The organism is Kribbella swartbergensis, assembly GCF_054784135.1.
On sequence record NZ_BAAGPM010000007.1, the window covers coordinates 429,236 to 443,429 of the forward strand.

At 69.5% G+C, this 14,194-nt stretch carries 8 protein-coding genes; 5 read left to right on the forward strand and 3 right to left on the reverse strand.

Features of this window, described 5'->3' with window-relative positions; genetic code table 11:
• Positions 1-55: 55 nt before the first annotated feature.
• A complete protein-coding gene (locus ACYVOK_RS03570; protein ID WP_460660764.1) occupies positions 56-1,129 on the reverse strand; it encodes an MsnO8 family LLM class oxidoreductase in 1,074 nt (357 codons plus the stop codon).
• A gap of 414 nt (positions 1,130-1,543) precedes the next feature.
• On the opposite strand from ACYVOK_RS03570, the gene ACYVOK_RS03575 reads away from it, so the two are divergent.
• The 4 genes from ACYVOK_RS03575 to ACYVOK_RS03590 all read left to right on the forward strand — a co-directional run bounded on the left by ACYVOK_RS03575 (position 1,544) and on the right by ACYVOK_RS03590 (position 9,189).
• Positions 1,544-4,519, forward strand: coding sequence for a type 2 lanthipeptide synthetase LanM family protein (locus ACYVOK_RS03575; protein ID WP_460660765.1), 2,976 nt, complete (start codon positions 1,544-1,546; stop codon positions 4,517-4,519).
• Positions 4,516-4,749, forward strand: coding sequence for a hypothetical protein (locus ACYVOK_RS03580; protein WP_460660766.1), 234 nt, complete (start codon positions 4,516-4,518; stop codon positions 4,747-4,749). Before ACYVOK_RS03575 ends, ACYVOK_RS03580 begins: the two co-directional genes overlap by 4 nt.
• Before the next feature lie 102 nt (positions 4,750-4,851).
• Entirely contained in the window at positions 4,852-7,776 is a 2,925-nt protein-coding gene (locus ACYVOK_RS03585; RefSeq protein WP_460660767.1) for an ATP-binding protein, read from the forward strand.
• A gap of 186 nt (positions 7,777-7,962) precedes the next feature.
• Positions 7,963-9,189, forward strand: a complete 1,227-nt coding sequence (locus ACYVOK_RS03590) for an ROK family transcriptional regulator (RefSeq protein WP_460660768.1) — start codon at positions 7,963-7,965, stop codon at positions 9,187-9,189.
• Between the two features lie 15 nt (positions 9,190-9,204).
• Here ACYVOK_RS03590 and ACYVOK_RS03595 read toward each other — a convergent pair whose 3' ends face one another.
• Positions 9,205-9,954: an alpha/beta fold hydrolase gene (locus ACYVOK_RS03595; RefSeq protein WP_460660769.1), complete on the reverse strand. Its 750-nt coding sequence runs from the start codon at positions 9,952-9,954 to the stop codon at positions 9,205-9,207.
• On the reverse strand, positions 9,951-10,625 hold the full coding sequence (locus ACYVOK_RS03600) for a DUF998 domain-containing protein (RefSeq protein ID WP_460660770.1): 675 nt from the start codon (positions 10,623-10,625) through the stop codon (positions 9,951-9,953). Before ACYVOK_RS03600 ends, ACYVOK_RS03595 begins: the two co-directional genes overlap by 4 nt.
• Positions 10,626-10,734: 109 nt before the next feature.
• Between ACYVOK_RS03600 and lysX the strand changes: the two genes are divergently transcribed.
• Positions 10,735-14,094 carry a bifunctional lysylphosphatidylglycerol synthetase/lysine--tRNA ligase LysX gene (gene lysX / locus ACYVOK_RS03605; RefSeq protein ID WP_460660771.1) on the forward strand — a complete coding sequence of 1,120 codons (3,360 nt, stop codon included), beginning with the start codon at positions 10,735-10,737 and terminating at the stop codon, positions 14,092-14,094.
• Positions 14,095-14,194 lie beyond the last annotated feature (100 nt).

Sequence of the window (14,194 nt, forward strand, 5' to 3'; positions counted from 1 at the left end):
CTGCCTTTCTCTCGTGGTCCGGCAGTACCCACATTAGGTCGCGGCAACAGGAGATTCAGGCTGTGGCGATGAGCGGTGGTGCGTGGCGTGGAACCGTGCGGACCGTACGTGTGAGGCCCGCTGCGATGGTGCGGAGGATGGCCGACCGCACCAGACCGTCGAAGGCCAGTGGGACCAGCATCACCTCGTCGGCCCCGGTGCTTGCCACCAGTTGGCCCAGTCCCGACACCACAGTGGCCCGTGAGCCGACGATGTGGCCTGGATCGTCCAGCAATCGGTCCGCCCGGCCACGCTCCCGACCGGTCAGCGGCGGCTCCAGCAGTTCCATCAGCTCGGCGGGAGTCGCTCGTGGCGATGCAGCTGCCAGACGGGTCTTCACCCGCACGTACTCCGCGAACCGGACGATCGCCTCTTCCTCGGAGTCCGCCGCGACCACACCGACCGTCACGGCGAGGTACGGCTTCACCGTGGGCCCGCTCGCCTCGAAGTGGTTCTGGTACGCCGCGACAGCCGCAGGCGTCGTCGCAGCAGCACAGTGATGCGTCAGAAAGACAGGCAAGCCTCGTACGGCGGCTATCGCGGCGGCGCCCGGGTGATCGGCCAGCACGAAGACAGGGGGCGGCAAACCCGCCAGTGACAGCCGTACGTCCCCGACCGGCGCCCGCCCGGGCAGTCCGTCACGCAGGAATCCACACAACTCGTCCAGCCGCTGGGGGAAGCTGTCACGGGCACTGCCACCGAGTGCGGCCGCCGTACTGGGCACCACACCGGTCTGCTGCCCCACCCCGAGGTCGATCCGGCTCGGGTACGCCGCTGCCAGTGCGGCGAACTGCTCCGCGATGACAAGAGGCCGGTGCGTGGTCAGCTGTACGCCGCCCGCGCCCAGGCGGATCCGATCGGTCCGCGCGGCCAGGACAGCCGCGAGCACGGCCGGCGTCGCGCTACCGACGCCTCGGACGCCGTGCTGCTCCCCCAACCAGAACCGGCGGTATCCGAGGTCGTCGGCAGCCTGTGCCACCTCTGCGGTCTCCCTGAGTGCGGCCGCAGCCGACTGACCGGGCAGCTGCGGTACGACGTCGAGCACAGAGTGCGCTGAGACGGGCAGTCCGGGAGCGACAGGAGAGAGCACCCGTCCACCGTGGCAGCGTTCCGGTCGTTCCCGCATGGGTGTTCGGCCCCCATGTTCCGCGTGCCGATCACCCACCTGCCGACCGGCGTACGGCGCTCCGAAAATGGGGGTTCGGAGGTCTTGCCGGACCGTTGACGGCTCGGGCATCGTTCCCGGCGTTCCTTCCGGATGTCGCGGACAGAGGAGGCCGAAGACGAGTGCAGACCCAGAGCTGGGAGCCATAGCGCTCCCGTCCTGAGCTGGGCCGGCCTTCCACCAGAGGCCGACCCGGCCGGGCGCTGCTGCCGCGGGGTGGTCAACCCCCAGTCGTCACCCCGCGGCGGGTGCCGCCTGCGCACTCCCGGCGCTCCTTTCGCGAAATATGGGGGCTCGTTACCCATGTCTGGGGTGGGTCGCCGATGGCAGCCTGTCCGCGTGCTCAACTCAGCGACCGCCGGGCCGGCCCGGACCGACCAGGGCAACGCCTGGTGGTCCGCCGGGATGCGCCCGCACGAGCTGACGACGTCCGCGCCCGCCTGGGCCGAGTACGTCGAGCGGAGCACGCATCAGACCGCGTCTGCCGCCGGTCGCGGCCCCGCAGGGACCGATGCCGTCGCCGGCCACACATCAGGTGGGGCTGACGATGCTTCGGGTGGGTCCGACTGGCGGCAGGCGCTTATGCGCTGCCTCGAGCCGTTGCTCTCCTCCGCTCGCCGTGACCTGGCCGCCGCCGGGCACACCGGCGTACTGGCGGAGCAGTTCCTGCACCGGCTCGGACTGCGGCTGGTGAAGCTGGCGTCGCGGACGCTGGTGCTGGAACTGGCCCGCGCCCGCGACCGCGGTGAGCTGGCCGGTGCCACCCCGGCCGAACGTTTCCTGGACTTCACCCACCGGCTCGTCGGAGGGAGCGAGCTGGCGGAGTTCCTGGCCGCATACCCGGTGCTGGCCCGGGTCCTGGGCGAGTCGTGCCGGCAGGGCGTCGAGGGTCACCTCGAACTGCTGGCACGACTCGCCGACGACCGTGAGTTGCTCGTCACCGGACTGCTGGACGGTCGCGATCCCGGGGCCCTGACCGCGATCGACCCGGCGGGCGATCCGCACCGGGGTGGCCGGGCCACGGCGACTCTCACCTTCGCGGACGGGCGGCGCGTCGTCTACAAGCCGCGGCCGCTCGACCTGCACGGCCACTTCAACGAGCTGATCGACTGGCTGAACGACAAGACCGGGCTGGGCATCCGCACCGTCAGCCTGCTCCCCCGCGACGGCTACGGCTGGTCGGAGTACGTCGTACATCAGCCGTGCAACGACTTGGCCGAAGTACGCCGCTTCTACCACCGGCAGGGTGCTCTGCTGGCGCTGCTGTACGTGCTGGACGGCACCGACATGCACTACGAGAACCTGATCGCTGTTGGCGAGCAGCCGGTCCTCGTGGACGTCGAGACACTGTTCCAGCCGAGTCACACGCCGGCTGGTGCGCTCAGCCGTGACCCCGCGTACCGCGCGCTGCTGAGCTCGGTCTATCGCACTGCGCTGTTGCCACTGCTCGTCAGCGGTGAGCACGGCGTGGCCGACATGTCCGGGCTGGGCGGCGACGCCGACGCGACAACACCTTCCAGCGTGGTCGAGTGGGCCGACGCCGGCCTGGACTCGATGCACCTGGTCAGGCGGCCTGGAAAGACTAATGGCGCCAGGAACCGGCCGCAGCTCGAGGGCGCCCCCGTCGAACCGCGGGACCACGAGATCGCGCTGCTCACAGGATTCCGGGCTGCGTACGAGGCGATCGCCTGGCACCGTGAGGAGCTGATCGGCGCGGATGGAATGCTGGCCCGCTGCGCCAAGGACCAGATCCGCTTCGTGCCACGCAGTACGAGCCTCTACACAGGTCTCCTGGACGAGTCGACGCACCCGGACGCGCTCAGGGACGCGGCTGGTCGCAGTCGACTCCTCGACCTCTTGTGGGACGCCGACGAGGCACTGCATCACGTGGTGCCGTACGAACTGGCTGATCTGTGGGCGGGTGACGTACCGCTCTTCACCGCTCGTCCGGACAGCCGTGACGTGTGGGCCTCCGACGGGACCCGCATCCCGAACGTGCTGGCCACCGAAGGCCTCGCTGCGGTCGAGGCGAAGATCGCCGGACTCAGCGACATCGACGAGCACCGGCAGAAATGGTTGATCTCCGCAACACTCGCCACCAGGCCCGAGCCAATCGTGCATTCCACCACGGCCGGCAGGCCCGGCCTCGGCGCCACGGAGGCCGACCCCGATCACCTGCTCGCGGCCGCAACGGACATCGCCGACGAGATCATGGCGCAGGTCCACAGCGAACCCGGCGGCGCGGCGAACTGGCTCGGTCTGGAACTCATCGACGACCACCACTGGGCCGTCAGGCCAATGGGAGCAGGGCTTCCGTACGGCTACACCGGTACGGCGCTCTTCCTCGCACAGGTCGGTGTGCTGACCGGGGCCCAGAAGTACTGCGAACTGGCGCGTGACGCAATCCGTCCGATCCCTGCGCTTCTGGAGGGCCTGGCGGCGGATCTGGAGTCCGCACAGCTCGTCGGCCCGGGCCTGCACGGTCTAGGCGGCATCAGCTACGGCCTCGACCGCCTGCACACGCTGCTCGGCGACTCCGACATCTCCAACTGGCTGGCCGCCTGCCTCGAGCTCACCGGACGACTCCAGCCCGACGGGTTCCCGACGTACGCCGAGGGCGCGGCCGGCGGACTCGCCGCCATGCAAGCCATCCAGGACAACGAGACCGCCGCCGAGCTGGCCAAGCGGTACGCGGACGAGCTCGTGACCACTGTGGAGCTCGGACTCCGCCGGGGTGTGCTCGCACCGGACCACGGCTTCTCCCGCGGCTACCAGGGAATCGCTTGGGCTCTCGGTCAGTACGGCGTACCTGGTGACAAGTACATGGATGCCGCACGAGCGGCAGCAGATCTGGACCGTCGGGAACGCGCCGGCGGCCACGGGTGGTGCTCTGGTGACGCCGGGACCGCGCTGGCCCGGCTGAGTGCCGGAGTACCTGCGGACCTGGACGCCTATCTGAGGGCCGCAACCGAACGTCCGGTGCTCGCCGACCTGAGTCTGTGTCACGGCGAGCTCGGCGCGGTGGAGCCACTGGTGTGGCTCGCCGAACGTGAGCACCCAGGTGTTGAGGCGGTCCGGCGGCGCCGGGCCGGGCTGGTGCTCGCAGCAGTACAGCAGTACGGACCACAGTGCGGGACACCGCGATCGGTTCCGTCTCCAGGCCTGCTGACCGGTCTGGCGGGAATCGGCTACGGCCTGCTCCGGCTGGCGTTCTCCGAACGCGTTCCGTCCGTGCTGCTGCTCGAACCGACCGCCGGGTCGAGGCGCCCACCCATGGCGCCGAGGCCCATCCTTTCGACAGGGGAGACAGCATGACCGCCCAGCACCACACTGCGCAGCACCACGAAGGGCAGCACCACGAAGGGCAGCCCGGCGCCCGGCCGGTGGCCGACGGCCCTGACCCGCTCGGCCCGATCACGGTGCCGACCCGATCCAAGGTCGGCGCCCGCGCGATGGCCCTCGTCGGCACCGTCGGGCTGAGTGCCTTCGCCGCCGCGGTCGCCGCGAGCGACCTGGCCAGCACCTGGCCGACGATCGAAAGCTGAGCAAGCGTTTGACCCCACCGATCGACCGGTCCGCTGGGGGGTGGCCGGTCGACCGGTGCGATTCGCTGCGGTGGCAGCGATACGTCGTTAGAGTTGGCAAGCATGCAGACCCGTGCGCCCAGAGTGGTCGGCAGAGACCGGGAGATCGATCAGCTCCACCGCCTGCTGGCCGCTGCCCGAGGCGGTCACGGAGGTGCGGTCTTCCTGGTCGGCGAGCCCGGCATCGGCAAGAGCCGGCTGGCCGGAGTCGGCACCACCCGAGCGCTGGACGACGGCATGGCCACCTTGCGCGGACGGGTCGGGGCGATCGGCACGATGGTTGCGTTCCGCCCCTTCACCGAGGCCCTGTTGTCCCTCATCCGCCGTGGTGAGATGCCGGACGCCGAAGGACTCGGTCCTTACCGTCAGGTGCTCGGCCGCCTGGTTCCGGACTGGGACGACGGTACGGCGCACGACACGGCCACCTCGGCCGTCGTGCTCGGTGAAGCCGTTCTGCGACTGCTTGCACTGGTCGGCAAGGACCGTGGTTGCCTGCTGGTGCTGGAAGACCTGCACGGGTCGGACCCGGAGACGCTGGCGGTGATCGAGTACCTGCTGGACAACCTGGACGAACAGCCGATCGCACTGGTCGCCACACTGCGCTCCGAGACCTGTGCGGCCTTCGAGCTCGCCCGTCTGTCCGCACAACGCGGGTCTGCCCGTTTGGTCGAGTTGCAGCCGTTGGACCGGGCGGAGGTCGGTGAGCTGGCTTCCGGCTGCCTGGAGGTGCCGCCGGACGGCGTACCCGAGGCATTGGTCGACAGACTGTGGCGGGACAGTGCCGGAATCCCTTTTATCGTTGAGGAACTACTGCAGGAGGCGAGCAGGTCCGGGCAGCTGTTGTCCAAGGCGGACGGCAGTGTGCAGGTAGTGGACGGGCTGCAGACGAACGTTCCGGCAGCAGTTGTCAGGAGCATCAGTAGCCGGACCGACCAGCTGGGACCTCAGTCCCGAGACCTGCTGGTTCTGGCTGCGGTGATCGGGCACCGCTTCCCGCTGAGCGTCGTACGCAAAGCCACTGGGACTGACGAGCGGTTGCTGCTGGCCACGTTGCGCGCCGGCCTTGCAGCGCAGCTGGTAGGACCCGACGAACCGGTGCCGGACTGGTACGCGTTCCGGCATCCATTGACGGCTGATGCGTTGCTGGCCGGTCTGACACCGACTGAACGGTCCACACTCGCGAGACGGTGTGCGGACGCGATCGAGGAGCTACACCCCGGGCTGCCCGGTGAGTGGTGCCAGATGGTCGCAGAGCTCGCGGAGACCGGTGGGGACATGGCCCGGGCGGGTCGACTCTTTGCGACCGCCGGTCGGCGGTCCTTCGACGAAGGGTCGATGGCGTCGGCGGTGAAGCTGCTGGAACGCGCGACCGCCTTGCTGGCAAGCGATCCGGACACCAGCTACCGGGCCGAGGTGCTCGGGTCGTTGCTGATCGCACTGAGTGAGACCGGCCAGTTCGAGAACAGCACGGCTCACGCCGCGACGATCGAGGAGATGGCCGACCGCAACCTGGACAGCCGCAAGGTCGCCGCACTCCACGTGCAACTGGCGAACCTCGAGCACATGGCCGGCCGGTGGTCGGCGGCTCTGACCCAGGTGGCGACAGCCCGTTCACTGCTCGGCATCGACGCCGGCGATGCCGATCTCGCACCAGTGGACGCGATCGCCGCGCACCTCGAGCTGGCTCGTCCGAGTCCCGGCCGGCTCAAGGCCGCGACCGAACTGGCCACGCGTGCGGCCGCGGCCGCCGAGCGCGCCAACCTGCCCGCGGTCGCGTGCGACGCGCTGCAGTTGCTCGGCATCCTGTCGCGTGAGCACGACCTGGACCGGTCCATCGACTACTTCCACCGCGCCCGGCTGGTCGCGGAGGAACACAACATGACGTTCCAGCGCGTGTGCTCGCACATCTTCCAGGCCGGCACGATCTGCCTCGCCAACGGCAGCATCGCCGAGCTCGAACGCGCCCGGCAGCAGGCGTTGCGGATCGGCGCCATCCCGCTGGCCTACGAGGTGGACGGGATCCTCGGCCAGCAGGCGATCCTGCGGTCCGAGTACGACAAGGCCGCGGTCATCATCGACGAGTGCCTGGAGGTGACCCGGCGACTCCGACTCGGCCGCTCGGCGACGTACTTCCTGTCCACCAAGGCGATCCTCGAGGCGCATCGGGGACGTCGTACGGCGATGGAGGAGACGCTGGCCGAGGCGGCCAACTGGGGTGGCGAGCGGGCGTCGTACGAACTGCCGTACTCCTACGGGCTCGCGCGGACGTTCTGCGCGCTGCTGGAGGAGAACCGCGAACTGGCCGACTCCGAGATGGCCCAGGCACTCGCGTACGACGCTCAGAACCCGACCACCCTGCACACGTCGGGGAAGTACGGGCTGGGGTTGCTCCTCGGCGTTCTGTCCGGCCGCAACAGCTGGGCGCACTTCGAGGCCATCACGTCGGCGGCGGCCAGTGGGATGCGGTGGAACAAGCAGTTCGTCCAGCTGGCCCACGCCGTACTGCTCGGACGGGACGGTCAGGTCGAGGCGGCCGACGCCAAGGTGATGGAGGCGCTGGAGACGGCGTCGCTCTACCCGATGGCGCGGCATCTGGGTCTGCGGCTGATCGCCGAGCCCGCGCACGCTGACGGCTGGGGTGAGCCGGTGGCCTGGCTGCGGCAGGCCGAGGACTACTTCCACACCGCGGAGATCCCGGCCGTGGCGAGTGCGTGCCGCAGCCTGCTGCGTCAGCTCGGCGCGACGGTGTCACAGCGCCGCAGCGGCATCGAACAGGTGCCGGCGCATCTGCGTCAGCTCGGGATCACCAGCCGCGAGTACGAGGTCTGCCGGCTGCTCGTGGACCGGATCGGCAACAAGTCGATCGCGTCCCGGCTGCACATCTCGCCCCGGACCGTGGAGAAACATGTGGCGAGCCTGATGACCAAGACGCAGCAGCCGGACCGGGAGGCACTGAGCAGTTTCGCCCGGACCGTTCTGCAGGATTGACCGTGCTGTTCCGGACCAGGAGCCGGTCCGATTCCGGCACTGCTGCGTGTGCGGGAACGCGGGACGGCCGGAGGGTGATAGGTGTCGACGAACGATTCGGAGACCGCCCGTCGGCGTGGGACATAGGTAATTTATGAACGCTCGCTTTCTATATAGGATGGGTGAGTGGCAGGCAAGGGGTCGGACATGAGCAAGGGAACGGTCGGCGGCGGTACGACGATGCTGCGGCGGATCAACGTCGCCGCGGTCCTGGACGCGGTACGCCGCTCCGCGCCCGCGCCGCTGCGTGTCGCCGAACTGGTCGAGCGCACCGGTTTGGCCAGACCGACCGTCGCCCAGGCCGTCGACGAGTTGCTGGACGCCGGTTGGCTGCAGCAACACGGACCCGACTCCGCGGACCGCTCACTCGGCCGCCCGGCCATCCGGGTCTCACTGCGCGGCCGCGCGGCGCCGGTGCTGGGCCTGGACGTCGGGCCGCACCGGGTGACCGTCGGCGTCTCCGACCTGGCCGGCCGCAAGCTCTCCCTGGTACGGCGTTCCGGCCCGGGCTGGAGCGCGCAGGAGTTGCTCGGAGTCATCAGCGAGGTGATCACCGAGGCACTCGCCGAGGCCGAAGTGCCTGCCGAAGACATCGCTGCCGCGGTCGCCGCGAGCCCTGGCATCGTGGACGAGCACACCGGCCGCGTGCAGCTGGTCCCGAGTGTTCCGGGCTGGTCCGCGATCGACCTGACCAAGCACGTCCGCAGCATGCTCGACTGCCCGGTGATGCTCGACAACGACGCCAACCTTGCCGCGCTGGCCATTGCCGCCGCACGTGGTGGCACCGGCACGTTGCTGGCTGTGCAGTGGGGTGAGCGGCTCGGCGCCGGCATCGTGATCGACGGCCGCCTGCACCGCGGCACAGGTGCCGCCGGTGAGATCGGCTTCATCGCCACCGGGCCGGACGACGTCATCAACCCTGAAGACAGCCGGGGACCGCTCGAGCGCGCGGTCAGCTCAGAGGCCATCGCCGCGCTCGGCCGCCAGGCAGCGCTCGACCACCCGAACTCCCGACTGGCCGAGTTGGGTGGCGGGCAGTTGGACACGGCGGACGTGTTCGCTGCTGCCGCAGAACGGGACCCGGTGGCTCAAGCCGTCGTACAGCAGGTCGCTCGGGCCTTCGCTCGGGCGCTGGCCCCCGCCGTACTCGTGCTGGATCCTACTGCGGTGGTGATCGGTGGCGGTGTCGCCCGGGCGGGCGCCGTGCTGCTCGACGCCATCTCCGACGAACTGCGGCTGCTCACCCTGAACCACCCGAAGCTGGAGCTCTCCGCATTGGCCGAGGACGCGGTTGTCACCGGCGCCATGCGTATGGCCCTCGACGAGGTCTGGCAGCGCAAACTCCCCACCCCCGCCCTCACCAGCACTGCCTGACCCGAGGCGGAAGGGTCACCGCTGCACGGCGGTGGCGATGGCGTCGGGGCGGTCCAAATGGACCAGGTGGGCAGAATCGCGCAGGATCTCGACCGTGCCGGCCAGCACGTCGGCCAGCCGGCGCTGGCCTGCCAGCCAGCGGTCGGCGGTGAAGCGGGAGGTTCCGCCGGTGGCAACCAGGAAGGTGGCGGGCGCGACCTCGCCCACCCGGCCCGCGACCAGCGTGTCGACCTCGGCCGCCAGCTCCCAGCTGTTCGCCAGTTCGTCCCAGAACAGCAGCCAGGACAGCGCGTCGCCGTACCGCTTCCGTGCCGTTGCCTTCGACAACAGATCCCGGTTCTTCGCACTGCCGATGCGGACACTCAACCGTCGTACGGCGGGACCGAACAGCTGCGGTACGCCGACCCGGCCGAGGAACCGCAGGACCGCACGCACGACCCGATTGCCGAGGGTCCCCGGGTACAGCCAGCGCCAGCCGGTCTCGGACGTGAGGCTGGTGTCGACGAGCACGAGCTGGGACACCTCCAACGGCCGCGTCACCGCCCAGCGCAGGACGGCCAGGCCGCCGATCGAGTGGCCGATCAACCCGATCTCCGCGTCCGCCGGTACGCCGGCCGCCGTACGCAACTCGTCGACACTCGACGTGACCGGCGTACGCCAGGGATCGATCACCCGGAGGTCCAGACCCGGCAACAGCTCGACCACCCGGGCGAACTCCTCCGGAGTCTCAGCCAGGCCAGGCAGGACGATCCAGGTTGTTGTCATCGAAGGAAAGTTTGCCTCAGGCCTGGCAACAATGTCGCCAGAAATAGACAAACCAGGAGGATCGAGACCCGTTGGAGGATGCCTGGCGCATGCAGGTCGTCACCGGTGAGCACCTCGACTCCGGTCTCGATACCGAGCCAGACCTGCGTCACCACCACACCGGCGGCGAGTACAGCAACCAGGCCGCCCCAGACACCACCCCAGCCGGAACGACGCAGGACGAGCACCGCGAAGATTCCCATGGTAACGGTGCCGACGCCGGCCATGGTCGAGGTGATCTCGTGCAGGAGCAACGCCGTACTCGCCTGGCCCGTCGTCTCGGCCGCTCTGCAGGATTCGCTCAGTGACGGCGCGCACTCCATCGGAGAGAAGGAGTCGAACAGGGTTCCGGCGCCGAAGACCGCGGCGCTGATCAGCAGGCCCGCGACGTCTCGATTCATCCGGGCCGCGGGCCGGCCGAGGATGGCGGCGATCAGGAGCAGTACGCCTGCACCGAGGTCCAGAGCGCGGGCATAGGGACTGGTCGGCTGGTCGCGGGCACCGAGCTCGCTCAGGAAGGACGCGTGGATGTCGAGCGGGTAGCCGGCCACCGCCTCGAGAAGCAGGCTGCAGTACAGCACGGCGGCGGCGATCATCACGTTGCGCATCAAGCGATACGGGACGGCCACCATGCCCGCCAGGGTCGCACACGACCCAAGGCGTTGACTGTCGACTCAGCTACACCTTCACGGTAGTGCCAGCACGACCGACTCGGCGGCGCAGTAGTGGGATGATCGCGGGGTGCGCTCGGAACAGGTAGAGGCGGCGGTCCCGCAATGGCAGCACCGTGCTGCCGTCTGGGTGGGCCGCGTCGTGGTGGTCGCCTCGGTCTGGTCGTTCATCGCGATCCCGCTGCACCTGTTCGCCCCGGCGTACGTGAAGCGCGTCGACCAGGCCTTCGACTTCTTCGGGATCCCAGCCGGCCACACGTTCTTCTCGGCCGTCTACCTCGCCGTCGTCGGCAGCGCGCTGCTGCGCGGCAAACGGGCCGCGTTGCTCTGGGTGCTGTGGGTGTTCGAGGCCCTCTGGCTGATCGCGCAGACCGCGGCCGTCGCCTTCACCAGCGTCCGGCTGGCGAACCCGAACGACACCGAACTGCTCAGGGACTTCGGCCCGGCCACCGTCCAGGACCTGGAGTGGGGCATCGTCCAGGTGATCGTGGTGGCCGCGATCATCGCGCTGCTGTGGAAGATCCGCGGCGCGTTCCCGGCCCGGCTGGCTCCCGGCACCCGGCGGCTCGCGATCGGTGCGCTGGTGGCCGGCCTGCTGATCTCGATCGCGGTCAGCATCACCTTGACCCAGGTCTTCCCGAAGACGCTGACCGGTCAGCGGGAGAAGATCGGCTGGGCGGTCATCGCGGCCCTCGGCCAGTCCCGCAGCAAGCTGGGCGGCCACGAAGGCCACGGCTGGATCGGCCTGACGGTCGGCGCGATCTCCGCCGCCTCCCTGGTGATCGCGTTCGCCATCTTCCTGCGTTCGGTCCGGCGGGTCCGCTACCTGACCCAGTCCGAGGAACTCGACGTACGGCGCCTGCTCCTGCTGCACGGGGAACGGGACTCGCTCGGGTACTTCGCCACCCGCCGGGACAAGGCGGTCATCTTCTCCCCCGGCAAGGACGCCGCGATCGCGTATCGCGTGGTCAACGGGGTCAGCCTGGCCAGCGGCGATCCACTGGGCGATCCGGCGGCGTGGCCCGGCGCGATCAAGGCATGGCTCGCCGAGGCGCGCACGTACGGCTGGTCCCCCGCGGTGCTGTCGGCGAGCGAGGAGGCGGCACACGCGTACGTCGACGCCGGCCTGCGTGCCCTGTCGATGGGCGACGAGGCGATCATCGACGTGGCCGACTTCACCCTCGAGGGCCGGACGATGCGGCCGGTCCGGCAGGCGGTCACCCGCGTCCAGCGGGCCGGATACCACGCGGAGGTGGTCCGGCACGGGGATCTGGCACCCGAGGTGCTGGCGGAGTACGTGCATCTGGCCGAGAAGTGGCGGGGAACGCAGACCGAGCGTGGCTTCTCGATGGCGCTCGGTCGCCTCGGCGATCCGGCCGACGCGCGGTGCGTGATGGTGATCGCGCGCGACGCCGACGGAGCGGTGCGCGGGCTGCTGTCGTTCGTGCCGTGGGGTGTCCGGGGTGTGTCGCTGGACGTGATGCGGCGGGATCCCGAGTCGGCCAACGGCCTGATGGAGTTCATGGTCACGTCGCTGGTCGACGCCTCTGGGGACCTCGGCGTGCACCGGATCTCGCTGAACTTCGCGATGTTCCGGGAGATCTTCAGCGACGCCGAACGGGTCGGGGCCGGGCCGGTGCTGCGGTTGACGAACGCACTCCTGACGACGGCGTCGCGGTTCTGGCAGTTGGAGAGTCTGTACCAGTCGAACGAGAAGTACCTGCCGCGCTGGTCGCCACGGCTGATCTGCTACTCGCGCGGCGGGTCGCTGGCGCAGGTGTTGCTGGCGGCCGGCACCGCGGAAGGGTTCCTGCCGGCGCCGCGGCCGTGGACGCGTGTCGACACAGCGGAAACGGCTGAGCGGCACGCGATCATGGCGGCGGACGGTGGCCGGTTCGCGGCCGCCGTACGGGCGCAGGAGGAAGAGCTGCTGCGACCCGCTGTGCCGGATCGGAAGCTGACCGAGCAGGAGCAGATCCGCCGGTCGAAGCTGGCCCAGCTTGTTGCCGTTGGCATCGATCCGTATCCGGTGAGTGTGCCGCGGACGGAGACGCTGGAACGGGTCCGCTCGCTGTACCCCAACCTGCCGGCTGATCATCGCACCGGCTTCACCGTCTCGGTCACTGGCCGGGTGATGCGGATGCGGAACCACGGCGGGCTGGCGTTCGCCGAGTTGCAGGACGGGTTGGCCCAGTTGCAGGTGATGCTGTCGGCAGACGCCTGCGGAGAGGCAGCGCTCGATCACTGGCGACGGTTGGTGGACATCGGCGACCACGTCGGCGTGACCGGGGAGGTCGTGACGAGCCGGCGCGGTGAACTGTCGATCGCGGTGACGAGTTGGCTGATGGCGGCGAAGTGCCTGCATCCCCTGCCGGACAAGCGGAAGGGGTTCACCGATCCCGAGGCACGGGTCCGGCAACGGCATCTCGACCTGGTGATGAACCCGGACTCGCTGCGGATGATGCAGCACCGCAGTACCGCCGTACGGGCCCTGCGCAACGGTTTCGAGGCGCGCGGGTTCATCGAGGTGGAGACGCCGATGCTGCAGGCGGTGCACGGCGGGGCGAACGCGCGGCCGTTCGCGACCCACATCAACGCCTACGACACCGAACTGTTCCTGCGGATCGCGCCGGAACTGTTCCTGAAGCGGCTCAGCGTCGGCGGCCTCGGGAAGGTGTTCGAGCTGAACCGGAACTTCCGCAACGAGGGTGCGGATGCGACGCACAACCCGGAGTTCACCTCGGTCGAGGCGTACCAGCCGTACGCCGACTATCACGTCATGCGTGAGCTCACCCGGGAACTCCTGATCGAGACCGCGACCGCGGTGTTCGGCAAGCCGGTCGTGCAGCGGCCGGATGGCGAGATCGACATCTCCGGCGACTGGCCGGTCGTCACCGTCCACGAAGCCGTCAGCCGCGCCACCGGCACGTCGATCGACGCCGATACGCCGGTCGAACTGCTGCGTGAGGTCTGCTCGGCGCACGGCGTACACACCACGTTCGAACTGACCGCCGGCGAACTGGTCCTCGAGTTGTACGACGAACTCGTCGAACCGGCCACGACGCTGCCGACCTTCTACACCGACTTCCCGCTCGAAACCTCACCGCTCACCCGCACCCACCGCACCGAACCACGGCTCGCCGAGCGCTGGGACCTGGTCGCCTTCGGCGCCGAGATCGGCACCGCGTACTCCGAACTCGTCGACCCGATCGAACAACGCCGCCGCCTGACCGACCAGTCCCTGAAAGCAGCCGCCGGCGACCCCGAGGCCATGTCCCTCGACGAGGACTTCCTCACCGCCCTCGAATACGCCATGCCCCCCACCGGCGGCCTCGGCCTCGGTGTGGACCGCATCATGATGATGCTCACCGCCCAAAACATCCGCTCCACCCTGGCCTTCCCCTTCGTCCGCCCCACCCCCCGCGACTAGCCCTCAGCGGCTACAGGCCGATGGTTTTGAGGAGGGATTGGAGGACGTCGGTGACGGTGGGTGGGTTCGGGTCCTTGGGGGTGGGTGGGGTTGTGGGGGG

Bases quoted from the DNA above. Each gene is read 5' to 3' on its own strand.
- ACYVOK_RS03595 (WP_460660769.1), bottom strand. From the start codon at position 9,954: ATGACAACAACCTGGATCGTCCTGCCTGGCCTGGCTGAGACTCCGGAG.
- ACYVOK_RS03585 (WP_460660767.1), top strand. From the start codon at position 4,852: ATGCAGACCCGTGCGCCCAGAGTGGTCGGCAGAGACCGGGAGATCGAT.
- ACYVOK_RS03600 (WP_460660770.1), bottom strand. From the start codon at position 10,625: ATGGTGGCCGTCCCGTATCGCTTGATGCGCAACGTGATGATCGCCGCC.
- ACYVOK_RS03580 (WP_460660766.1), top strand. From the start codon at position 4,516: ATGACCGCCCAGCACCACACTGCGCAGCACCACGAAGGGCAGCACCAC.
- ACYVOK_RS03590 (WP_460660768.1), top strand. From the start codon at position 7,963: ATGAGCAAGGGAACGGTCGGCGGCGGTACGACGATGCTGCGGCGGATC.